Origin of the sequence: Campylobacter sp. RKI_CA19_01116 (genome assembly GCF_025771405.1) — a bacterium.
In the GTDB taxonomy this organism is placed as follows: domain Bacteria; phylum Campylobacterota; class Campylobacteria; order Campylobacterales; family Campylobacteraceae; genus Campylobacter_D.
This window is the reverse complement of sequence record NZ_JAKMQF010000001.1, coordinates 172,623-195,897: the sequence shown is the minus strand read 5'-3', so window position 1 is coordinate 195,897 and position 23,275 is coordinate 172,623. Positions and strand designations below refer to the sequence as shown.

General features: G+C 31.4%; 23 protein-coding genes. 6 read left to right on the top strand and 17 right to left on the bottom strand.

The window, feature by feature from the left end:
* Positions 1 to 14 precede the first annotated feature (14 nt).
* From L8U41_RS01050 to nspC, 7 genes are all read right to left on the bottom strand, one after another.
* Positions 15 to 743, bottom strand: coding sequence for a winged helix-turn-helix domain-containing protein (locus tag L8U41_RS01050; RefSeq protein ID WP_263727584.1), 729 nt, complete (start codon positions 741 to 743; stop codon positions 15 to 17).
* Between the two features lie 55 nt (positions 744 to 798).
* The gene (gene fdh3B / locus L8U41_RS01045) at positions 799 to 1,368 is read right to left on the bottom strand and encodes a formate dehydrogenase FDH3 subunit beta (protein ID WP_263727583.1); all 570 of its coding nucleotides are present in this window, start codon (positions 1,366 to 1,368) and stop codon (positions 799 to 801) included.
* Between the two features lie 10 nt (positions 1,369 to 1,378).
* Positions 1,379 to 4,201, bottom strand: coding sequence for a formate dehydrogenase subunit alpha (locus L8U41_RS01040; protein WP_263727582.1), 2,823 nt, complete (start codon positions 4,199 to 4,201; stop codon positions 1,379 to 1,381).
* A 16-nt stretch (positions 4,202 to 4,217) separates the two neighbouring features.
* Positions 4,218 to 4,421: a twin-arginine translocation signal domain-containing protein gene (locus tag L8U41_RS01035; RefSeq protein ID WP_012661099.1), complete on the bottom strand. Its 204-nt coding sequence runs from the start codon at positions 4,419 to 4,421 to the stop codon at positions 4,218 to 4,220.
* A 176-nt stretch (positions 4,422 to 4,597) separates the two neighbouring features.
* A complete protein-coding gene (locus L8U41_RS01030; RefSeq protein ID WP_263682715.1) occupies positions 4,598 to 5,278 on the bottom strand; it encodes a molecular chaperone in 681 nt (226 codons plus the stop codon).
* Between the two features lie 63 nt (positions 5,279 to 5,341).
* Positions 5,342 to 6,271, bottom strand: coding sequence for a formate dehydrogenase subunit gamma (locus tag L8U41_RS01025; protein ID WP_263727581.1), 930 nt, complete (start codon positions 6,269 to 6,271; stop codon positions 5,342 to 5,344).
* Positions 6,272 to 6,407: 136 nt separating this feature from the next.
* A complete protein-coding gene (nspC, locus tag L8U41_RS01020) occupies positions 6,408 to 7,571 on the bottom strand; it encodes a carboxynorspermidine decarboxylase (RefSeq protein WP_263727580.1) in 1,164 nt (387 codons plus the stop codon).
* A gap of 143 nt (positions 7,572 to 7,714) precedes the next feature.
* Here nspC and L8U41_RS01015 point away from each other — a divergent pair, with 143 nt between their 5' ends.
* From L8U41_RS01015 to L8U41_RS01000, 4 genes are read left to right on the top strand one after another with little or no spacing between them, the layout of a single operon-like run.
* A complete protein-coding gene (locus tag L8U41_RS01015; protein ID WP_263727579.1) occupies positions 7,715 to 9,259 on the top strand; it encodes a multicopper oxidase family protein in 1,545 nt (514 codons plus the stop codon).
* Between the two features lie 9 nt (positions 9,260 to 9,268).
* A complete protein-coding gene (locus tag L8U41_RS01010) occupies positions 9,269 to 9,490 on the top strand; it encodes a molybdopterin synthase, small subunit (RefSeq protein ID WP_039617593.1) in 222 nt (73 codons plus the stop codon).
* Positions 9,491 to 9,493: 3 nt separating this feature from the next.
* The gene (locus tag L8U41_RS01005; RefSeq protein ID WP_039627992.1) at positions 9,494 to 9,940 is read left to right on the top strand and encodes a molybdopterin synthase catalytic subunit; all 447 of its coding nucleotides are present in this window, start codon (positions 9,494 to 9,496) and stop codon (positions 9,938 to 9,940) included.
* Between the two features lies 1 nt (position 9,941).
* Positions 9,942 to 11,123 carry a molybdopterin molybdotransferase MoeA gene (locus L8U41_RS01000; RefSeq protein ID WP_263727578.1) on the top strand — a complete coding sequence of 394 codons (1,182 nt, stop codon included), beginning with the start codon at positions 9,942 to 9,944 and terminating at the stop codon, positions 11,121 to 11,123.
* Between the two features lies 1 nt (position 11,124).
* On the opposite strand, the gene L8U41_RS00995 is transcribed toward L8U41_RS01000, so the two are convergent.
* The 3 genes from L8U41_RS00995 to L8U41_RS00990 form a co-directional block, all read right to left on the bottom strand.
* Positions 11,125 to 11,331 carry a hypothetical protein gene (locus tag L8U41_RS00995; RefSeq protein WP_263727577.1) on the bottom strand — a complete coding sequence of 69 codons (207 nt, stop codon included), beginning with the start codon at positions 11,329 to 11,331 and terminating at the stop codon, positions 11,125 to 11,127.
* A gap of 158 nt (positions 11,332 to 11,489) precedes the next feature.
* Positions 11,490 to 11,630, bottom strand: coding sequence for a DUF1643 domain-containing protein (locus tag L8U41_RS07875; protein ID WP_412175016.1), 141 nt, complete (start codon positions 11,628 to 11,630; stop codon positions 11,490 to 11,492).
* A gap of 28 nt (positions 11,631 to 11,658) precedes the next feature.
* Positions 11,659 to 12,729 carry a Fic family protein gene (locus L8U41_RS00990; protein WP_263727576.1) on the bottom strand — a complete coding sequence of 357 codons (1,071 nt, stop codon included), beginning with the start codon at positions 12,727 to 12,729 and terminating at the stop codon, positions 11,659 to 11,661.
* A gap of 180 nt (positions 12,730 to 12,909) precedes the next feature.
* Between L8U41_RS00990 and L8U41_RS00985 the strand changes: the two genes are divergently transcribed.
* Positions 12,910 to 13,992, top strand: a complete 1,083-nt coding sequence (locus tag L8U41_RS00985) for an NAD(P)-dependent alcohol dehydrogenase (RefSeq protein WP_263727575.1) — start codon at positions 12,910 to 12,912, stop codon at positions 13,990 to 13,992.
* Here L8U41_RS00985 and L8U41_RS00980 read toward each other — a convergent pair.
* Together L8U41_RS00980 and rrpA are read right to left on the bottom strand one after the other, a co-directional pair.
* Complete coding sequence (locus L8U41_RS00980) at positions 13,989 to 14,441, bottom strand: lipocalin family protein (protein ID WP_214114847.1); 453 nt, start codon at positions 14,439 to 14,441, stop codon at positions 13,989 to 13,991. The genes L8U41_RS00985 and L8U41_RS00980 overlap by 4 nt on opposite strands.
* A complete protein-coding gene (gene rrpA / locus L8U41_RS00975; protein ID WP_087700365.1) occupies positions 14,438 to 14,767 on the bottom strand; it encodes a MarR family transcription factor RrpA in 330 nt (109 codons plus the stop codon). The genes L8U41_RS00980 and rrpA overlap by 4 nt, the downstream gene beginning before the upstream one ends.
* Before the next feature lie 417 nt (positions 14,768 to 15,184).
* Between rrpA and L8U41_RS00970 the strand changes: the two genes are divergently transcribed.
* A complete protein-coding gene (locus tag L8U41_RS00970; protein WP_263727574.1) occupies positions 15,185 to 15,769 on the top strand; it encodes an NAD(P)H-dependent oxidoreductase in 585 nt (194 codons plus the stop codon).
* Here L8U41_RS00970 and L8U41_RS00965 read toward each other — a convergent pair.
* From L8U41_RS00965 to L8U41_RS00945, 5 genes are read right to left on the bottom strand one after another with little or no spacing between them, the layout of a single operon-like run.
* Positions 15,759 to 17,576, bottom strand: coding sequence for a dynamin family protein (locus L8U41_RS00965; protein WP_263727573.1), 1,818 nt, complete (start codon positions 17,574 to 17,576; stop codon positions 15,759 to 15,761). The two genes, L8U41_RS00970 and L8U41_RS00965, sit on opposite strands and share 11 nt — an antisense overlap.
* Positions 17,566 to 19,791 (bottom strand): dynamin family protein, encoded by a 2,226-nt coding sequence (locus L8U41_RS00960; RefSeq protein WP_263727572.1) that lies wholly within the window; start codon positions 19,789 to 19,791, stop codon positions 17,566 to 17,568. The genes L8U41_RS00965 and L8U41_RS00960 overlap by 11 nt, the downstream gene beginning before the upstream one ends.
* Positions 19,769 to 20,494, bottom strand: coding sequence for a fumarate reductase iron-sulfur subunit (locus L8U41_RS00955; RefSeq protein WP_012661078.1), 726 nt, complete (start codon positions 20,492 to 20,494; stop codon positions 19,769 to 19,771). The genes L8U41_RS00960 and L8U41_RS00955 overlap by 23 nt, the downstream gene beginning before the upstream one ends.
* A complete protein-coding gene (locus L8U41_RS00950) occupies positions 20,487 to 22,478 on the bottom strand; it encodes a fumarate reductase flavoprotein subunit (protein WP_066007209.1) in 1,992 nt (663 codons plus the stop codon). The genes L8U41_RS00955 and L8U41_RS00950 overlap by 8 nt, the downstream gene beginning before the upstream one ends.
* Positions 22,462 to 23,241, bottom strand: coding sequence for a fumarate reductase cytochrome b subunit (locus L8U41_RS00945; RefSeq protein WP_263727571.1), 780 nt, complete (start codon positions 23,239 to 23,241; stop codon positions 22,462 to 22,464). The genes L8U41_RS00950 and L8U41_RS00945 overlap by 17 nt, the downstream gene beginning before the upstream one ends.
* Positions 23,242 to 23,275: the final 34 nt, after the last annotated feature.

Genomic DNA, 23,275 nt, shown 5'->3' with positions numbered 1-23,275 from the left:
AACTTGTATTCAAATTAAGTTTTGTTTTTTTCTTGATTTTTCTTAAAAAATAATTCTTTAAAGCGTTTATTGGTGTATTCTTCTACATCTTGTTGTAAAATTTTAAAATTTTGAATTAACTCATAAGCTCTTGGAGTAAGTTTACTACCTGACTCACTTCCTCTTCCTTTTTTAGCAATGAGTAATTCTTCTTTCATATTTTTTTCTAAATCTTGTATATAAAGCCATGCTTTTTTATAATTAATCCCTAGTTGTTTAGCCGCTTGGGAAATACTTCCACATTCTCCTACTAATTCTAAAATATCTGTTTTACCTTTACCAAAAAGCAATTCTCCTTCAGAATTTTCTACCCAAATTTTACTTTTTACATGAAATTTTTTACCTTTTTTTTCTTCAAAACAACCAAGTTCACAGTATTTAACATCAATTTTATAAGTTTTAAGTGTAGCTCTCATATCAGCCATATTAAAGTCTTTAGCATATTCTAAAGCATCTTTACATGTTATACGACGCTTAGAATCTAATTTTGTTTCTAATTTTTCTAAAATTTCACTTTTTGCTATATTTTTATTTAACTTGCCAAATTGACCTAGCTCACAATCTGAAATTTTTACGCCTAATTCTTTTATAATAGCTTGAAAATCTTCTTTAGAGTATTGTTTTAAAAGTTCTAGTGCTTTTTTACAAGTAAGTTTATTATTTTCATCAAGATTTTTTTGAATTTGTAAAATTAGCTCTTCCATGAATTAACCTTGGATTATAAGTGGTAAAAAGGGTGCTTGTAAACACCCTTTTGAGTTATTTTGCATCAAGTCCTAAGTTTTGACCCTTGAGTAAAACTCTTTTTCTATACATTGTACTAACTTCAGCTGCATCACCAACCAAAAGTGCATTTGTAGAACAAACCGCAGCGCACATAGGTACTTTACCTTCTGCAATACGATTTTGTCCATAAAGCTCTCTTTCTTCATGAGAGTTAGTAGGCTCAGGACCACCTGCACACATAGTACATTTATCCATTTCACCCTTAATGCCAAAAGCACCATCTCTTGGAAATTGTGGAGCGCCAAAAGGACATGCATAAAGACAATACCCACAACCTATACAAGTTTTTTTATCATGTAAAACAATACCATCAGCTCTAATATAAAAGCATTTTACAGGACAAACTTGCTCACACGGAGCATCTGTGCAGTGTTGGCAAGCAAGAGTTGTTGAAAACTCTTTGCCTTCTATACCTTCATTTAGAGTGATTACTTTTCTTCTATTAATTCCTACTGGCACTTCGTGCGCACTTGAACAAGCTACTTGACAAGCAAAGCAAGAAATACAGCGATTATTATCTACATAAAATTTCATTCTAGCCATAACTTACCCCTTAAGCCTTTTCAAGTCTGCAAAGTCCTGCGTTAAACTCAGAAATTTGCGTATTTATATCAAAACCATAGTTAGTAACCGTGTTAGAACTTTCCCCTATAGTATAAGGTTTAGTGCCTTCAGGATAATTATAACTTAAATCCACTCCTTGCATAATACCTGCAAAATTATAAGGCAAGCAAATTCTATCTGGTGTAACTGAATGATTATGCACACATTTTACTTTAATCTTAGTGCCTTGTGGTGAGTGAATCCACATCATATCACCATCATTTATGCCATATTTTAAAGCAAGTTCAGGGTGCACATTAGCAAACATCTCAGGTGTGATTGCAGCAAGATATTTACTAGTTCTCTCAAGCATACCCGCGCCACTTAAATTTACTAAACGCATACTTGAAATAATAGTTGGAAACTCTTTGCTCCAATCTGTTTTTTGTTGCTCGCTAATAAATTTACTCTCAACCCTAAAGTTTTTCTCTTGATCACCCCAAGTAGGATATTTTTTAACCAAATCCCAGCGAGGTGAGTGAATAGGCTCTCTATGTAGTGGAATAGGATCAGCAAATTCCCAAACTTTCATTCTCGCTCTTGCATTACCTAAACAACAAGCACTTTTTTCTCTACATTTTTCTAAGATTATACCTGAAATATCTGTGCTCCAGCTAGCACCCATTAATTCTTTTTCTTTATCACTTAGTTTGATATTAAACACTTTTTCGATATTTTCTTTAGTGATTTGCGGGTAGCCACCTTTAACTTTACATCCTTTTGGAGTAAAGGCTTCATCTGCTAATTGAGAATGCCCATCATGCTCTAAACCAAAGCGATTTCTAAAGCCCATACCACCTTCTTCATAAGGAATATCCGTGTTCCACATGATAGAAGTACCTGGGTGTTGTTTATCCCAACAAGGCCAAGGTAAGCCATAATATTCACCTTTAACTTCACCGCCAATACCTCTTTGAGTATCAGGATCAAAATGTTCCCAATTTTGTTGGTGTTTTCTTAGACGTTCAGCTGAAATACCTCTTAAGCCTATACTTAAAAGACCATTACTCATTTCTCTTGTAGCATCATCAGGCCATATGAAATTATCATCACTATCATCTCTTGTTTGTACAAGTTTATGATCTTTTAATTCCATTTTCATACCACGAGTGTATTCTTTATAAAAATCAAATTTTTTAGCAAAAGCAAACATAATCTCTTGGTCTTCTTTACTTTCATAAATTGGTTTTACTACTTGAGAACGCCATTGCATAGCACGGTTAGTCGCTGTTACATAACCTTCTGTTTCAAATTGAGTACAAGCTGGGATGATATAAATACCATCTGGACGATCTGCTAAAACTGCTACTTCATTTACAAAAGGCTCAGCAATTACGATCATATCAAGTTTTTTAAGTGCTTCTTGAATTTTTACCGTATGTGCCATAGAAGTAATACCCGTTCCTTGCACCCAAAGTACACGGATAGGTGAGTTTGAATAAGTTTTTTCTTCATGTAAAACACCTTGCCACCATTTTGCTAGTGAAAAGCCTTTTTCATGCATCCATTCTTTAGAATAAAATCTTGAATTTAAATACTCTCTCTCAACATTCCATACATTAGAGAAGTGATTCCAAGCATTATCATCAAGTCCATAATAAGCTGGTAAAGTATCTGCCAAACAACCCATATCAGTAGCACCTTGAACATTATCATGTCCTCTGATGATGTTTGTTCCTGCGCCTGGTTTACCTATATTACCAAGAACAAGTTGCAAGATAGCTAGAATTCTTGTGTTAGAGCTACCTACTGAGTGTTGAGTAATACCTAAAGCCCAAAATAGCGTAGCAGGTTTGATTGTAGCTAGCATTCTTGTGATTTTTTCAAGTTGAGCAGCCGGAACACCTGTTACATCTTCTACAACTTCAGGAGTCCATTTAGCAGCTTCTGCTTTTATTTCTTCAACCCCATAAGTTCTGGTTTTTATTAATTCTTTATCTTCCCAACCGTTTTTGAAGATCAAATGAAGCATACCATAAACTAAAGCTATATCTGTACCTGGACGAATTCTTACATATTCATCAGCATGTACTGCAGTTTTTGTAAATACAGGATCTACAACTACCAATTTAGCATTATTACGATCTTTTGCTTGCAATAAGTGTTTAAATCCAATAGGATTAGCCACAGCAGTATTTGCACCAAAAATAATCATCATTTTTGAATGTTTAGTCACATCACCAAAATGATTTGTCATAGCGCCATAACCCCATGTATTCGCCACACCGGCGACTGTTGCGCTGTGTCAAATTCTAGCAACGTGGTCTATATTATTAGTACCCCAAAATGCTGCAAATTTTCTAAAATAATAAGCTTGTTGGTTATTAAATTTAGCCGAACCTAAGAACATAACGCTATCAGGTCCATTTTCTTTACGGATTTCAAGCATTTTATCACCAATTTCATTGATAGCTTGCTCCCAAGTTAAACGCACCCATTTGCCGTTTTCTTTTTTCATAGGATATTTAATACGCTGTTTTGATTTAGTAAGATCGATTTGATCTATCCCTTTACAGCAGTGTGATCCTTGAGAAATAGGATGTTCTATAGCGTTTTCTTGACGCACCCAAACTCCATCTTGCACTTCTGCTTTAATTCCACAGCCTGCACTACAGATACTACAGATTGTTCTAACAATCTTAGAATCTGGATAAGGATTTGCTACTTCTTGTTCACTTGCAGCTCTAATAGCTTTGTTTTCACTACCAAAAGCCGCACTTCCAAGACCAGCAATACCAGCAAGCTTAAGAAAATTTCTTCTTGCTAATGCCATCTTCTTCCTTTCTTAATTAGTAAGCTATTTTGTAGTATTTTTCCCAATGCATAGTTTTTTTATAAAGCACTTCTTTTTTAGTACTTTTTCCTAAAACTACGGTATTTTGCTCTTGGTAATCATCTTTAGCTAAAGCATTAACGCTCGCTCCAGCTACTACCCCTAAAGCACCAATTTTCAAAGATTTTTTTAAAAAATCCCTTCTTTGATTGGCCTCCATGTTCTCTCCTTTGAAATAAAAGTAAAGAATAACTATAAATACTTAATTTTAAAGTATTTACACACTTAAACATTATAACTTTTGCATATTTTCACTTAAGATTTTATTTAATTTCTATTTTCATAAAAAGATGATTTTGATAATATGTATTTTGGTAACAAAATACATATTAATTTTTATAATTTGCTAAGTTCTTCTATATTTGTTTTACTAAATTTAGTAGGAAGTCTTGGTTCATAAGGAAGTCTTTGTAAAGCTTCATCTGCTATACTTTTACCTTCTTTTTTTACAGGTGCTTGTACTTCTAAATAAGCTCTTTCGTTTGTAAAAAAGACTTTCATAATATTGGCAATAGCAATGTAAAAATTTGAGTTTTTATGGATTTGTAATTTTTCTATAAACTCATCTATTACAGGATTTATCACAAAGCGAAATAATTGCTGTGCAACTTTCAAATCATGCTCAATAATGCTTGCCATAAAAGCAAACAAAAAGCCAAATTCATCTTCACTTTGTCTGCAATCTTCTTTTTTTCTAAATTTGGTTTTTCTAATGATTTCACAGGCTTGAAGCTTCATTTTGCCATCATCTCTGCCCTCATCATAAAAAGAAGCGCTAATAGGCACATTCACGTAAGAAAAATCAAAAAATACTCCATTTTGTTCTTCTTTAAAACTTGCAAAATCACATGCACTAAGTTTTTCAAAATCAGACTTTAAACTATCATCTAAAGGACTTTGAGCTAAAACTAAAACTTGTTCATGCCAAATTTTAAATTCATTTTCATCGATAAAATTAAAAGCTTTTGAAAAAAATTCATAAAAATATTTACGCGAAAGATCAATATCTTGTATCATTAATTTTCCTTGTTATTTTTATTTGATTATAACAAGGAAAATTTAAAAAAATCAAGTGAGATTTTAAAATTTTGTTTTAGAATCGTAAGTAAATGATGGATTGATTTGTTTTTTATCGCTTAATTCTTTATACCAATAAGAGTGTAAAATATAAACTTCCTCTTCTTCTTTATAACCACTAATCATAGAATGGATACTTCCTTTAATAGCAAATACAGCCATATAAATATGAATAGCAAAAAATACCGCACATAAAATACCCAAAATATTATGGATGATAGCTGAAGCTCTTAAAATATCTATATGAGAAATTCCAAAAATAGATTGTAAAGAAGTAGAATTAAAATCAAGGAAAAACATAAACGCACCGGTGATTATCATCAAAAATCCACCAAAAACAGCTATATAATACCAAGATTTTTGACCAAAATTAAACTTGCCAGCAGGCACAGGTTTTTTCTCTTTACTTAAATATCCACCAACCATCATCATCCATCTTAAATCATAACTTGCAGGAAGCATTCTTTTAATCCAACATAAAAGCATAGGAATGATAGAAATGATAAATAAAATAGTAGCAATGCCATGTAAGTTTTTACACATTCTTACAAAAAATCCACCACCAAAATATGATCCAAAAATCATAATAAGACCGGTTGGCACAAGGATAATCCAAGAAATTGCCGCTACAAAATGAAACAATCTTTCAAATACTGAAAAGGCATAAATTTTCTTACCATCATGAGAAAATTTCTTTGGACCTATGACCATATAATGCAATGCAAAAGCTGAAATTACCACTATAAGTATAATCAAAACAGCACTTGCAATATATTCACCTTGTAGTTTAGTCCACAAAGCACCAAAATTTTGATAACTTTCTATATTCATCACTCTTTGCACATCCCAAATTTGAGTATTTTTAACTTCAAAATTTTCTTGAGCAAATAGAAAGTTAAAACAGGCTAAAAGAGTTAGTATAACCCTATGCATAAATTACTCCTAAACATTACACACTAGCCAAAGCTTAGCGTTGTAGTTTTGTTAATTTTCAGTTTCCATTTTTATTTTAAAAAAAGTTTTATTTAAAAAACATAAATTTGCAAAAAACTACAAAAAAACTCAATTTTTAGTTTCTTTTTGAATAATTTTCATAACCAAATTCTCTTACCATAGATAAATTTTCATTCTTATCTAAGAACATTAAATTTGGAAGTCTTACTCCATTAAAAGTGGTGTTTTTAACTATGGAATAATGAATTTGATCTAAAAATACTATTTTTTGCCCTATTTTTAACTCTTGATTAAAAGCATACTCACCCATGATATCCCCTGCTAAGCAAGTATTACCACCAAGTAAATAAGCAAATTCATTTTCTTTTAACTCGCTATATTTTTCCCCATCACGGCTTGATAAAATTCTAGCATTTAAAACCTCACTTGTATAAGGCATGATGATAGTATCTGGCATATGAGCTTCGCTTGAAGTATCTAAAATAGCTATTTTTTTCTCATTTTCTACTATGTCTATCACACTTGCAACTAAAGTCCCACACTGCCAACCCACAGCCTCACCTGGCTCAAGATACACTTGCACCCCGTATTTATCGCTAAATTTTTCACAAAGATCAATTAGTTTTTGCGTGTCATAACCTTCTTTTGTGATATGATGACCCCCGCCAAAATTAATCCATTTCATATTTTTAATAAATTTTGAAAATTTAGCCTCAAAAGCATTTAACACAAGCTCTAAAGAATGCGCACTTTCTTCACACAAAGCATGAAAATGAAGCCCACTTAAAGCACTTAAATCTTCATTTTCAAAATCAATCGCACGAATTCCTAGTCTTGAAAATCTACCACAAGGATTATAAAGTTCTTTTGGGGCTACTGAAAGCTCTGGATTACAGCGCAAACCAAGAGACTTTTTACTTGCTTTGTCTTTAAATTTTTTAAACTGATTAAAAGAATTAAATACTATATGATGTGAAAGATCGATGATTTCATCTATTTCATCCTCTTTAAAAGCAGGTGAAAAAGTATGAATTTCTTTATCCATATATTCTTTTGCAAATTTAGCTTCCCAAAGCCCACTGCAAGTACAACCTGATAAATACTCACCCACTATATCCATAGCACCTGAAAAAGCAAAACCCTTTAGAGCAAGTAAAACTTTTGCTCCACTTTGCTCGCTCACTTTAGCCAAAAGTTCACAATTTTTTCTAAGTTTATCTTCTTCTAAAATATAAGCAGGGGTTTGAAATTCTTTATCTAAATGATTTTTAATTAGCATTATTTATCCTTAATTTTTGATTTAAAACCACTTGTATAACAAATCATATTAAAATTATATCTTGTTTTTATAATTTACAATCATTAATCAAATAATAGCTATAATCAAAATCCAAATCAAAATTAATTTAGGAGTAAAATTTGATGGACAGAAGGTTATTTTTAAAATTTAATGCTTTAGGTTTAGCAAGTATTAGCAGCGCTTATGCAATGGGGGATCATTCTCATCATAATATGCACTCAAAACATACACAAAAAGATACAAAAGAAATCGATACTTCTTTTATCAAACTAGAAAATCCAAACATTAAATTACTCGATGAAAAAGACTTTCCTAACGGACAAACATTAGCAAATTTAAAACTTCTAAAAAACACAAGCACAAAGAAAAATTTCTTTAGATCAAGTATAGAAGTCAAAGAAAGTCAAATAGAACTTGTTAAAGGTAAAAAAACAAAATGCTTTACTTACAATGGCTCTATACCTGGACCTAAAATAGAAGTTTATGAAGGTGACACTGTAGAAATTTTGGTAAAAAATAGTTTAAAAGAACCAACTACTATCCACTGGCATGGACTTGATATACCACCTGAACAAGATGGTAATCCACATGATCCTATCATGCCTGGTAGAGAAAGAATTTATCGCTTTAAACTTGGAGAAAATTCAGCAGGAACCTACTGGTATCATCCACACCCACACTATACCACAGCAAAGCAAGTTTATAAAGGTTTAGCAGGGGTATTTGTAGTAAAAGCTAAAAAAGATGCATTGTCGCATTTACAAGAACAAGATTGGGTGATTAGCGATTTGCGTTTAGATGAAAATGCACAAATTCCTGATAATAATTTATTTGATTGGCTAAATGGTAGAGAAGGAAATTTAGTTCTTATCAATGGACAATTAAAGCCAAAAATAACACTTGACAAAGCTCAAAGAATTCGTATTTATAATTTTTGTGCGGCAAGATATTTAAATTTACGCATTAAAGGTGCTAAATTTATTTTAGTAGGAACTGATGGAGGGCTTATAGAAAAAGGTATTGAATTAGATGAGTTATTTTTAAGTCCTGCTTCAAGAGTAGAAGTACTAATCAAAGCAAATAAAGGTGATTTTAAACTTGAAAGTACTTATTATGACCGCGATAAAATGCTTGTTAAAGAAGAACCTTACACTCTTATGTTAGCTGATCTTAAAGTAGAAAAAACTATAGAAAACATACCTGAAAAATTACGCGAATTTCCACCTTTAAAAGAAGCTACAAGCTTTAAAGAAGTGATTATGAGCGAAGATCATATGCAAATGCATGATATTAGTAAGAAAAGTGAAGAAGAAATCAAAAAAAGCCTTGCTTCTATGTTTTTAATCAATGGTAAAACATTTGATATGAATAGAACAGATTTAACCTCAAAATTAAATGAAGTAGAAGAATGGGTAGTAAAAAATTCTTCACATATGGATCATCCTTTCCATATACACGGAACACAATTTGAACTCATATCTTCTAAATTTAAGGGTAAAATAACAAAAGCAAAATTCAGAGCATTACAAGATACGATTAATGTAAGACCTGGGGAAGAATTAAGACTTAGAATGAGTCAAAAATTTACTGGTATTAGAATGTTTCACTGCCATATTTTAGAGCATGAAGATCTTGGAATGATGGGAATTTTAGAAATCAAAGAATAAAGGTAAAAAATGGTAAAAGTTGAATTTCTAGGGCCAATTAACAAAGAAAGCTTAGAACTAAATGTAAGTAATCTTAAAGAATTAAAAGCAATTTTAGGACAAGATGAAAGCTTAAAAGAATGGCTTGAGCTTTGTGCGGTTGCTTTAAATGATGAAATGGTTTTTGATGATGAAACTACCTTAAAAGATGGGGATAAAATATGCTTATTACCACCGGTTTGTGGAGGATGAGTCATGTTTGAATTACATCAAGGAGCCTTAGAAATTCCTAGCATTTATGCTAGATGGTATGAATATGCTAAAGATAAAAACTGCGGAGCTTTGATCACATTTTGCGGTATAGTGAGGGCTGAAGATGAGATTGAGGCTTTGAGTTTTGATATATATGAGCCTTTATTAAAAACTTGGTTTGAAAAATGGTGCCAAAAACTTGCAAATGAAAATGTAAGCTTGATGTTTGCTCACTCTATCGGTGAGGTTAAAGTGCATGAGAGTTCTTATTTTGCTGGGGTTTTAAGCAAGCAAAGAAAACTAGGACTTAAGCTAATTAATGACTTTGTAGAAGATTTTAAAGCAAGTGCACCTATATGGAAATATGATATCATTAATGGCGAAAAAATTTATGCCAAAGAACGCTCTTTGAAACTTCAAGGAGCAGGAATTTTAAGCACTAAGGACTAAAATGCTAACTTCTTATAGCCAAAGTTTAGACATACTTCATTCACACATACAAACATATGAAAAGATAGAAAACATCGCTTTAACACAGTGCTTAGATAGAATTTTAGCCATAGATATCAAAGCTTCTACTAACAACCCTCAATTTCCCACAGCTTCTATGGATGGCTATGCGATTAAATTTAGTGAGCAAGATGAGCCTTTGTCTATCATAGGTGAAGTACCTGCGGGAGTTTTTCCAAGCTTTAAAATACAAAATAAAGAATGTGTTAAAACCTTTACAGGCTCTTTAATGAGTGAGGGTTGTGATACCTTAGTGCCTGTGGAAAAAGTTGAAGTTAAAGAAGGTGTAGTTTATATAAAAGAAAAAGTTCCACAAGGCTTTGCTGTAAGAAAGGTGGGTGAGAGCTACACCAAAGATGAAATTTTACTCACCAAAGGTACAAAACTAGGCTATAGCGAGATAGCACTTTTAGCCGAGCTTGGATATTTTCACATTAGTGTTTTTGCTAAACCTATCATAGGCGTGCTAAGTAGTGGAAGTGAGATCAAAGACTTGGGCGAAAGCTTAGAGCACCCTGCACAAATTCGCTCATCAAACCATGTAGCCATAGCTAATATGGCAAAAAAACTTGGTGCTGAAGCTAGAATTTTCCCACTTTTAAAGGATGATATGCAAAAAACTCCAAGTGTTTTAAAGCAAGCACTTAATGCGTGTGATATTTTAGTTACCACCGGTGGAGTTTCCATGGGGGATTTTGACTTTTTAAAGCAAGCTGTTAAAGAGTATGAAATCATCTTAGACAAAGTCAATGTAAAGCCTGGTAAACACATCAAAATAGCCAAATTTGAAGACAAATTCATCTTTGCCCTACCGGGTTTTCCATACTCGGCTATGGTGATGTTTAATTTATATGTAAGAGAACTTTTAAATGCTTGGCTTTTACAAGAAAAAGACTATGTATTTAAAGCATTTGCAAATACTGACTATAAGAAAAAAAGTCCGCATTTAGAATTTGTAGCTTGTAATGTAGAATTTAAAGATGGAAAAATTTATGCCAATTTAAAAGGCAAAAAACAAGGCTCAAGTGCCATCATCAACAACCTTAACCACAAAGCCGCATTAATGATAGCACATGATGATATAAAAGAAAATGATTTAGTGGATATTGTTTTAATGCCTTGATTTATGCTGGATGAGCACTTATTTGATTTCCTTTTTCATCGTAAGTTTTAATAAAAGCGCCTTCTTTTATACTAACACTAGAACCTGTAAAGCCCATCAAAGCATCACCATATTTTTTATTTATTGGTTTAGCATAAAGTCTCCTGTTTCCATCATAAACCTCTACAAATGAGCCAGAAACACTAATTTTAGCTAAAGTAATAGCCATTTTTTCTCCTTTAATTAAAATCGAAGGATGATAATATCAAAAAAAAAAAAAAACGCAAGAGCCAATTAGTTATTTTTAAAAATTGATGATTTAAAGCAAAATTTAACAAGGATATAAAATAGATAAGAAAGAAACTATGAAAAAATTTAAATATTTTCTTAAATTAATATGGTTTTATCAAATTTTTTATCAGTTGCAATACTAGGATTGATTCCTATGCATAGTAAAATACTATTTGAGTTCTTTCCTAAAACATATCTACACTTTTCATCATATACATATATATCATAATTTTTCACGCATAACCTTAATTTAATATACTAACTATCAAAAAATTCCTTTTCTAAAAAGTCCTAAAAGTTTTGTGTTAATGTAATAATTATTTCTACCCATTTTAACACATTCTAAAACCCCTAATTTTTCACAAATTTTAAAATATTTTGAAGCACTCTGTCTTGAAATATCTAATTTTTTTATTAAAAAATCTATTTTTGTATAAGGGTGAGAAAACAAAAGTTCTACAAAATCTTTACTATAAAAATTTGTTTTATTTTGTAAAATATCACTTACATCGTTCATCATTTTTTCTATTATAATGATAGTTTCAATTGTCTTTATAGCAGTTTGCTCTACGCCTTTTAGTATATATTCTATCCATTCTAAAATTACCCCTTCATCGCGTACTTTTTGCAAAAGAGTGTAATATTCATCTTTATTTTTAACTATATAAGCACTTAAATATAAAATAGGCAAATCCAAAAGCCCTTTATACACTAAATAAAGTATATTTATAATCCTACCTGTTCTACCATTTCCATCATAAAAAGGATGTATGCTTTCAAATTGATAATGAATGATTGCCATTTTTACTAAAAAATCAAGCTCATCTAGAGTATCATCGTTAATGTATTGCTCTAAATTTTTCATAAGTTCTTGTATATCATCAAAATTTTGTGGTGGTATATGCTTGATTTCACCTGTAATAGGATTTTTGAGCATGGTTCCACTTTGTTTTCTAAAACCTGCATTATTCCCTTCTAACCTTTTTTGAATTTCTAAAATATGAGCATTTCTTAATAATTGCTCTTTTTTTAAAAGCTCATATCCTTTTTTTAAAGCATTTTCATAGTCTTTTACTTCTTTTGCTGCTCTTGTGAGTTTTTTTTCATCAATTTTAGATAAAAAAAGTTCATCGTGAGTAGTAATAATATTTTCTATCTCACTTGAATCTTTAGCTTCTTGCAAAATTAAAGCATTGATTAAAATATTTGGGTTTGGAATGCTTTTACTAAGTCCATTTAATTCAGCTAATTTTCTTGAAGCTTTGATGATAAGGTTATAAATATTTGCGTTTAATTTTATATCTAAAGGTAGTTTTGGCGGTATAAACTCTTTCATGTTTTTTCCATATGTTAAAATTTATAAAATTTTTTAACATTATAAAAAAATATGTTAAAAAAATCAAAAATTTTTAACATATTAATTCTACACACCTTGAGTATAGTATCTTACTTCATTTTCCCTATTGCAATAAAAACCTAGCTTTATTATAATTTCAAAAACCACAAAGGAGAGAAAATGGACTCAAAAATCTTTTTGGAAAATGGTCGTGTTAAAAGTAAAGGTTATGCCATGCTTAGCAGGGATTCTAAATTCACACCTTTTGAATTTACACGCCATAAAGTAGGTAAAAACGATATCTTAATCGCTATCAAATACGCAGGAATTTGTCATAGTGACATACATACCGCAAGAAGCGAATGGGGCGAGGCAACCTACCCTTGCGTACCTGGCCATGAAATAGCAGGAGAAGTTATCGCAGTGGGTGAAAATGTGAGTAAATTTAAAGTAGGTGATTTTGCTGGGGTTGGGTGCATGGTAAACTCATGTGGAGAGTGCGAAGCATGCAAAAAATCTCAAGAACAATTTTGCGAAAATGGTAAAACCATCTACACTTATAACTGCAAAGATGTATTTCATGATAATGAAAACACCTATGGAGGCTACTCAAACAACATCGTAGTAAGTGAAAAATTTGCTATCAATGTGCCAAAAAATGCTCCGCTTGACAAAGTAGCGCCTTTACTTTGTGCGGGTATTACTACCTACTCACCGCTTAAATTTTCAAATATAAAAGAAGGTTCAAGTGTAGCCGTAGCAGGTTTTGGTGGGCTTGGTATGATGGCAGTTAAATATGCTGTAAAAATGGGGGCAAAAGTAAGTGTTTTTGCAAGAAATGAAAACAAAAAAGCAGAAGCTCTAGCTATGGGTGTGAGTAATTTTTATACTAGTACAGACAAAAGCGTGGTAAAAGAAAGATTTGATCTCATCATCTCTACTATACCAACCCCTTATGATCCGCTAGCTTATATGGATTTGTTAAAATTTGGTGGTGAGATGGCTATAGTAGGATTACCTCCGCATGAAGTAAGTCCTAGCATTAACATCATTCATTTTGTATTTAAAGCAGGTAAAAAAGTATATGGCTCGCTTATTGGAGGCATTAAAGAAACTCAAGAAATGCTTGATTTTTCTTTAGAACATGGAATTTATCCTGAAATTGAAATCATCAAACCAAGTGAGATTGACAAAGCTTATGAAAATCTCACTTCAGGAAAAGCCAAATTCCGCTATGTAATCGATATGAGCGCAGAAAATTAATACTCATCAAAAATCACATCGCTAGTATCAAAACCTCTTTGCTTGGCTATTTCAAGCAAAGAGTTTATTTGCTCTTTTGCTAAAATCTCTCTTGATAAAATCCAAAGATATTTTTTATCAGGACTACCTACAATAGAAACTTGATAATTTGTATCAATGTAAATAATCTCATAATTTGGCTTGTTAAAAACATTCATAAAAATACTAAATTTAACCGCTAAAGCTCTTGGTGATTTTACCCTGGCTTTGCCATTTGCTTGAGAGATTTCTCCATTTTCTTTAGTGCATATATTTTTGACTTTAATTATAGGCGTAGAGCCTTCATACTCTAGCTCATATTCTGCTTTAGCACTTTTGCAAGTTTTTTGAAAAAAGGCAGGTTTTCTAGCCATTTCTAACCATGTACCCATGTATTTTTCTAAATTTATACCATCTAATAATTCTATCATTTTTCTTCCTTTTGATTTGCCTCACCCCAATCACACATCGCTTGTAAAATAGGTATCAAGCTTTGTCCTTTTTTAGCAAGGCGGTATTCTACTTTTGGAGGGATTTGTGGGTATTCTTTACGCGTGATTAAATCATCATTTTCAAGCTCTCTTAAAGTATGCGTTAGAGTCTTAAAAGAAATATTGCCAAGATATCTTTTAAGCTCATTATATCTTACAACTTCATAACGAAATAAACAGTACAAAACACTCATCTTATATTTGCCTGAAATCAAAGATAAAGTATAGTTAAACCCGCATTCTGTAAAATCGCACTTTTCTTCCATATACTTTCCTTTAATATAGTATTATGCTTTTTTATATTATAATCCAAAATCATTTTTTATCAAAATGAATACACATTAAAAAGGGTTTTGATGGATTTCATCACAAATCTTATCATTGCTGCTATTGTTGGTGGTGCATGCGGAGCTGCGCTTCATTTATGGAAAAAGAAAAAAGAAAAAGACAGTAGCGAAAAATAATACGTGAAGCAAAATGCTTCACATTGATTTAATTTATAATATATTTCAGCATATTCTAACTTCAAGATCAAAAAGTAAAAATACTTATTCTATACATTCTGCCTTAAAAGTATAAAAATATAATTACACTTTCTTATAGTATAGTATCTTACATAAATTTCAGTATTGAAATAAAATTATAGTTAAATTATAATTTCAAAAAACGCAAAAGGATAAAATATGCAAAAAGTATTATTATTAAACGGCGCAAAAGACTTTGGACACTCTAAAGGAAGACTAAACACGAGCTTGCATGAGCTTGCACTTAAAACCTTAAAAGATCTTGGTTTACAAACCCAGCAAACACATATAGATCAAGGCTATGATACAAACAATGAGGTAGAAAAAATTCTAAATACTGATGTTTTGATTTGGCAAATGCCTGGTTGGTGGATGGGAGAGCCTTGGATAGTGAAAAAATACATTGACGATGTTTTCACAGCAGGACATGGAGTGTTTTATAAAAACGATGGTAGAAGCAGAGATGATGCAAGTAAAAAATACGGAAGTGGTGGGCTTTTAAAAAATAAAAAATATATGCTTTCGCTAACTTGGAATGCTCCAATACAAGCTTTTGATGATGAGAATGAATTCTTTAATGGAGCTGGGGTTGATGGAGTGTATTTACACTTTCACAAAGCACATGAGTTTTTAGGAATGAGTGCTTTACCTACTTTCATAGCAAATGATGTAATCAAAAATCCTCAAGTGCAAGAGTATTTCACAAATTATAAAGCACACTTAGAAAAAATTTTTAAAGCTTAGAAATTTGGGATTTGATACTAGAAATCATTGATTTTTTAGCATCAAATTCACTTTTTAAATTCAAAATAATCTGCCTTTTAGCTTCAATAAAATCAACAAAGCTTTGCATATAATTTTTATAAATTTTTAAAACTACAGGCTTATTTAAAAGCAAATCTTCAAATTCATATACATTAAGCTCAGTTAATACCCTTTGATGCACTTCACTTGCTTTTGGATGATATAAGCTAAACTCAGTGCTATCAAGCTCGTAAAATTCTTTACTCGCATTCATTTTAGCGCTAAAAAATCCCAAAGTAAGTTTAGTAGCGCTTTCATAATTTGCTAAAGCTTTTAGATTAAGCTTTTCTAAAAATAAATCAAGTTCAAGTTGGCTTTTAAACAATAATTGCTTAAAATCTTTTAAAAAAAGCTCCTCGCTAGCACTAGCAAAGCTTCTAAAACTAGCAAATTCTTTTTCACTTTCTAAGGCATTTTCTTTTTGTAAATTTGAAAATTGAGCTTTAAAAAGCAAAATTTGCTCTTCTAAATGAGTAAAAAATAAGGAAAAATCATCTTTAATTTGACTAAATTCTAAAGCGATTTCATTTTTTAATCTTTTAAATTCCTTATTCATTACTTCAGAGTTATAAAACATAGCCAAAAACGCATCATCGCTTGAAAGATATGGTGCTTTATAAGCAACTTTTTCATAAAGATTTTTCTTAAATAAACCCTTAGCTTCTTTATAATAATTACTATCTTTTTCTTTAATAAATTTTAAAATTTCTTGGGCGATTTTTTCTCCAACAAGTTTTAATTTATCCAAACAATTATGATTTAAAATTTTGATTTTTTGCTCTAGCTTGCTTACTTTGAAAGTTTGCAAAATAGTATTAAATTTAAGCTCTAATTGCTCTAGCGCATTTTGAAACAAATCATATTGATTTGACAAAAGTTCACATAAATTACCAAGTTTTTCTTTAATAAAATCTTTTTTAATGCGCTCATAATCAAGTTCTTTTAAATACTCATAAAGCAAAGGTAAATTTGACTTTTGTAAATCAAATTTTGCTTCTTTGCATGAAATTGCGATGATTTTTTCAAAATACTTATCAAAAACTAAATGCGCATAATTTAAAACATTTTCTAGCTCATCTTGACTTAACTTATCTTTTTGATTAAGCACACAAATCCCACCACGCTCTAAAAGCTTGGCATTTGCTTTTATAGCATCTTCTTCACTTTTTTTACCTGCATTATCAATCAAACTAAGCCAAATAGCACTATGCATAAAAGAAAGCTCTTTAAAAGTAGTTAGCGTGTCGGTGGTGTTTGCATTTAAACCTGGGGTATCTATAAGCGTGATATCTTTTAAAAGCTCAATAGGCGCAAAAAGGTGCAAACTTTTAGTTTCCTTTAGCTCATTTCTTTGATCGCTAAATTTAGAAAGCTCGTCTATATCTACAATCTCATCACTACCATCTTCATATTCAACTCTTAAAAAATACTCCTTAGCATAGCGTAAAAAAGTGGGCTTAAAAGTCACCGGCACCACGCCTGTTGGCAGGCATTCTTTTTGTAAAATCAAATTTAAAAGCGTGGATTTACCGCTGGAAAATTGCCCTATAATGGCCACATTAATGGCTCTTTTATAGCTAGCTATGATCATCTCAAGATCTTTTAAAAAGACATCATTTAAATGCAAACTCGGTTCTAAAAATGCATTTTTTATTGCTAAAATCTTTCCTTCAAAACTATCATCAAAACTTTTACAATAAGCATTTTCATAAGCTTTTAAAAAATCATTAATCAAATCATTTTGCATTTAAAAGCTCCGTTTTTAAAGTCTTTAAACTTTGTAATTTTGTATTGTTTTTTTCTAAAAGCTCTTTGGAGTTTTGTTCATTTTGCTCTATTTGTAAAATCAAGTCTTTTAAGTCTTTGATTTGTTCTTCTTGTTCTTTTTCGTATAAATTTAAACTAAGCTCTAAATTAGTAAAAAATTCTTGATTATTTTTTAAATCTAAGGCAATTTTTTCTATATTAAATGTTTGTAATTTTTCTAAAATTTGATTTTCTAAAGAGCTTTCTAGTTTATAAATATCTTGAGTTGATTCTAAATTTTTTAAAAGCTCCGCTTTTAATGTCATAAAAAGATCATTAGTGAAAATGCTTTCTATTTTTGTTTCAACCTTACTTTTAAAATCATCACAATTTTGCTCTAAAATAGCTTTTAAAAAATCATATTTCACACTTAGAGTGTTTTTAAACTCATTGACCTTATACTCACTTTGCTGTTTTAACTCTCTTAAAAGATCAAAAATTCCATCTTTTAAAGTCGTATCAATGATAGTATTTAATCTTTGAGTGTTGTTTTTGATTTTATTATTTTGATTATATTTTAGCTCATCTATAAGTTTTTCTTTTAATTTCTTAGCTAGCAAATGCAAAAGCGTTAAAATTTCTTGAGTATTTTCATCTTTTGTGCTAAAAATAGCACTTAGCTCTGCTTTTACTTGCATTAATTTTTCTTTTTTTGCTTTAAAATCATTGATAATAGTTTGATTTTGTTTATCAAACTCAAAGCTTTCATAATTTAGCATTTTATTAGAAAATTTAATTTTTTCTTCTATTTTTTCTAAATGCAATAATAATTCTTTTTTATAAGCACTTAGAGCGATTTTGTTTTTATCATATAAGCTTTTAGCTATAAGTTCTTCTAGTGTTAAAATATTACTTTGTTCTAAATTTCCACCTTTTTTTTGATAAAAATCATTAGCTAGTTTTGAAGAAATACACACAAAATCTACATTATCTAATAATTCTTGGCTAAGCTGCTTTTGTGCTAAATTTTCTTTGAGCTTATTTTTAGTATAGTTAATTACTTCTTGCAAGTCTTTTTGACTAAGCAAGTCAGCCTTAGTAAGCACAATCAAAAGCTTACTTACCCTTGAAGTTAACAAACATTCTATAATAAAATCACAATCTTTTTGACTTAAACTTTGAGAAGCATTCATAAGATGAATTAAAAAGTCAGCCTTACTTATATACGCTTTTGTTAAAAGCTCTCTTTGGATAATCACATCATCAAGTCCTGGAGTATCAACTATACAAACATTATCTTTTAAAAAATCAAGCGATGAAAAAAGCTCTATTTTTTTAATAAGTGCTGAAATTTTATTTTTTGCACTAGTGTAATTTTTTAATTCTTCAATTTTTATTTCTATATTTTTATTTTCTTTTTCGATATATTCATTTAGATTAAAATTTTGTTCTAATTGTTTTATAAGATCTTGCATATCTTGATTATCTTTAGAACTTTTTAAAATTTCTTGCCATTCTTCTTCATTCCAAAAATATATCTTAGCTTTTTGCTCTTTGCCGTATTTTAAAACACTCAAATTTGCAGTTTCAGGCACATTAGATACACCTAAAAAATCTTTTTTCAAAAGTGCATTTAGCATACTTGATTTACCTGCATTTACTACACCTGTTACCGCGATAGAAAAATCAATATTACTAAATTTAACCAAAGCTTCTTGTAAGAGTTTTTTAGCTTTTTCATCCTCGCAAAGCTCTTGTAAGTTTTGATTAATGAGATCTAGTGTTTGATGTGAGTTTTTAACTTCTTGCTTGTAATCTTTTTGAATGACTTTTTGTCTAGATACAAAAGCATATATTAAAGTATTATCAGTGATTTTTTGAAGTTTTTCCAAGGATTTTAAAAGCTCGTTTTTATCTAAAATTCCTAAATTTAAAGCATTAATAAAACAAACCTGTGCATACTGAATGCCATAAAGATCTAAGCGTAAATTTAAACTTTTCATCAAACTTTTAAATTCATTTAAAGCACTAAATCTTTCATAATTATCAAGATTAGTACTTAAAAGAATTGCTGCTTTTTGAGCATCAATTAAACTTTCATCAAAAAGTGTATTTGTATCAAGATAAACACTATGATTTTGCCAAATTTGTTTTAGTAAGGTTTTAAGCGCCCCCTTTTCTTGGGGGCAAAGATTATTTGTTTCTTTGAGCGACAAGCTGTCTTCTCATATAAGCGATTTTGCTTTGTAAAGGTAGTTCTTTTGGACAATTATCTTCACATGCAAGTAAAGACATACATCCAAACACACCATCATCATCGCCCACTAATTCATAAAAATCTTCTATGGTTCTGTGATCATGTGGATCTTGTAAATATCTAGCTGTTCTTAAAAGCCCAGTAGCTGCGATAAAGTCAGGTCTCATTAGCTTAGTTGCACAAGAAGCAACACAAATTCCACACTCTATACAACGATCAAGTTCAAAAGTCTCATCTGCAACTTCTGGCTCAATACGCTCTTCAAGTTTAGAAATATCTGTTTCTTTTTCATTATGCACCCAGCTTTCAACGCGTTTACACATACCATCAAACCACTCACCTGTATTAACACTTAAGTCTTTTATGTGTCTAAATGCAGGTAAAGGCATAAGCTCTATAACGCCATCTGGATAGTCTTTTGTCAATGTTTTACAAGCAAGTTTTGGCTTACCATTGATCATCATAGCACAGCTTCCACAAATCCCTGCTCTACATACAAAGTCAAAACTCAAATCCGCATCCATTTTTTCTCTGATTTGAGTTAAGCACACAAAAATCGTCATAAATGGAGTTTCTTCAAGCTCATAAGTAACAAAATGAGGCTTAGAAATTTTACTTAATGGATTATATTTAAATGCTCTTATTGTTAATTTTCTACTCATAATCAACTCCTATTCTTTGATTTGGTGCTTTAAATTTAGCTTGTAATTCATAAGGCATTAAAGCATGTTGAATTTCATATCTACCTTTGCCTTCTGCTTCCATTTTTTCACGGATCGCATCAACTTCAGCTTGGCGTTTTTCGCTTAATGGATTTTCAATGATATTTCCTTTAGCACCATAACCTCTAAATGCAGGTGGGATTTCCATTTTCATAATGTCAAGATCTTCATACTCAACTCTAGGCATACTTTCACCTTCTACCCAGTAAGTATTTGTTCTTTTCATCCAATTTAAGTCATCTCTTTTTGGATAATCTTCTCTATAATGAGCCCCACGACTTTCTGTTCTTAAAAGCGCACCATAAGCAACACATAAAGCAATTTTTAGCATTCTTGGAACTCTATAAGCTTCTTCAAGCTCTGGATTTGCACATTTTAATTCTTTATCATGTACTTTTAAATCAAGTGATTTTTGATATAACTCTTCAAGCTCTTTAACCGCTTCTTCAAGACCTTGGCCTGTTCTAAAGATAGCTACTTTTTCCCACATAATGTCTTTCATTCTGTTTTTGATTTCAAATACATCATGTTTTCCTTCTTTACTTACAAGAGATTTTAAGTAATCATACTCTTTAGAAAGGAAAGATTTAACGATATTTGTATCAATATCATTACCATTTTCTTTACAATATTGTGCAAAATAATCTCCCACGATCATACCTGCAACAACAGTTTCTGAACATGAATTTCCACCCAAGCGGTTAAATCCATGCATATCCCAACAAGCTGCTTCACCGCATGCAAAAAGACCATTTAGCCATTGGCTTTCACCGGTTGGTTTAGTTCTAATACCACCCATTGAGTAATGTTGCATAGGTAAAACTGGTGCCCAGCCTTTTGGACCCTCATCAGCAGGATCAATACCATTAAATGTTTTACAAATATCTTGAACATCGCGAAGATTTTTTTCAACATGAGCACGACCGAGGATAGAAATATCAAGCCATAAATGATCTCCATAAGGACTTTTTACACCTTTTCCTTTTCTAATGTGCTCCATCATTCTACGACTTACAACGTCCCTACTTGCAAGTTCTTTTTTCTCAGGCTCATAATCAGGCATAAAGCGGTAACCATCAACATCTCTTAAGATACCACCATCACCTCTACAACCTTCAGTTAGTAAGATACCACTTGGTACGATTGGAGTTGGGTGAAATTGCACTGCTTCCATATTTGAAAGTCTGCAAAGTCCAGTTTCTAAAGCAATAGCAGCTCCTGTACCTTCACAAATAACAGCATTTGTAGTTTGTTTATAAATTCTACCATAACCACCTGTTGCAATCATAGTTCCTCTAGCAACATAAGCGATTAATTCCCCATTAGTTAAATCTCTAGCAATAGCCCCTAGACATTTTTTACCATCATGGATAATTCTTACTGCTTCCATTCTATCGATGATTTTAACTTGATGTTTAATCGCTTCATTTGCCACACCATATAGCATACAGTGTCCTGTTGCATCAGCAATATAACATGTTCTCCATTTTTTAGTACCACCAAAGTCTCTTGCATTTATAAGACCATGTGCTTCTTCTTTTTCTTCAATGGTAGTTTTTTGAGCATTGATAACTACAGTTCTAGGTCCTTTTGTAACCCTAGTCCAAGGCACACCCCAAGCAGCAAGCTCACGCACAGCTTTTGGAGCAGTTTGTGCAAACATTCTTGCAACTTCTTGATCACAGCCCCAGTCAGATCCTTTTACTGTATCAGCAAAATGCACATCTTCATTATCTCCCTCGCCTTTAACGCTATTTCCTAAACTCGCTTGCATACCACCTTGTACAGCAGCTGAGTGAGATCTTTTAACTGGACAAATACTTAATAAAGTTACACTTTGACCACTTTTTGCAACTTCAATAGCAGCTCTTAAACCTGCAAGACCACCACCGATAACTAAAGCATCACTATATTGTATGTTCATATTTAGCTCCATCATAAGTTTTTACTATTTGCACTACAGAGTTGTTTTGGTAATTATTAAAGCCTATTTTTGCAAAAGCAGCTAAGCTTAATACACCCAAAACTAAGAAGAAAATACTAATAAACCATTTTGCTTTTTTAAGTTTTTTACGACTTTCTTTTGCATCTTTACCTTCAAACCAACCCCATTTTACACATAATCTATAAAGACCAATACTACCATGCAACTCAACACAGATTAATAAGGCAATGTAAAATAACCACATAAAATGGCTCACTACTCTATCACCTGACATATCAGCACTGATTTTATCTGCATTAGTAATGATAAAAATTAAGTGCGCAGAACCCAAGAAAAACATTACAAAACCAGTAGCAGCTTGAACCCACCATAAAGAAGAATCACCATGATTCATATATTTTAAGTGTGTTCTACAAAGTTGGTATTGTCTGAAATTAATAGGAAATTTTCTCATTGCAAGACCCGCATGCACAAAGAAAATAACCAAAACACAGGCAGCCAAGAAAGAAGTGATGTAGCTCATCATAGGGCTATTAATGATAAATTTTAGTTCTAAAAAGTGAACCACTGAATCAAAAAAATCATCACTAACCAAAATGGTAGAAACGAACAACATATGTGCCCACATAAACAAACCTAAAATTAAGCCTGTCGCACTTTGAATATAGTCAAGTTTTGCTGGCATTTTGCTTTTTTTGCCATCAATACTCTTGCCTAAAAAACCTTCAATGAGTTGGCTCATATTTACTCCTTTTAAAAGTTGATAAGTTTTAATA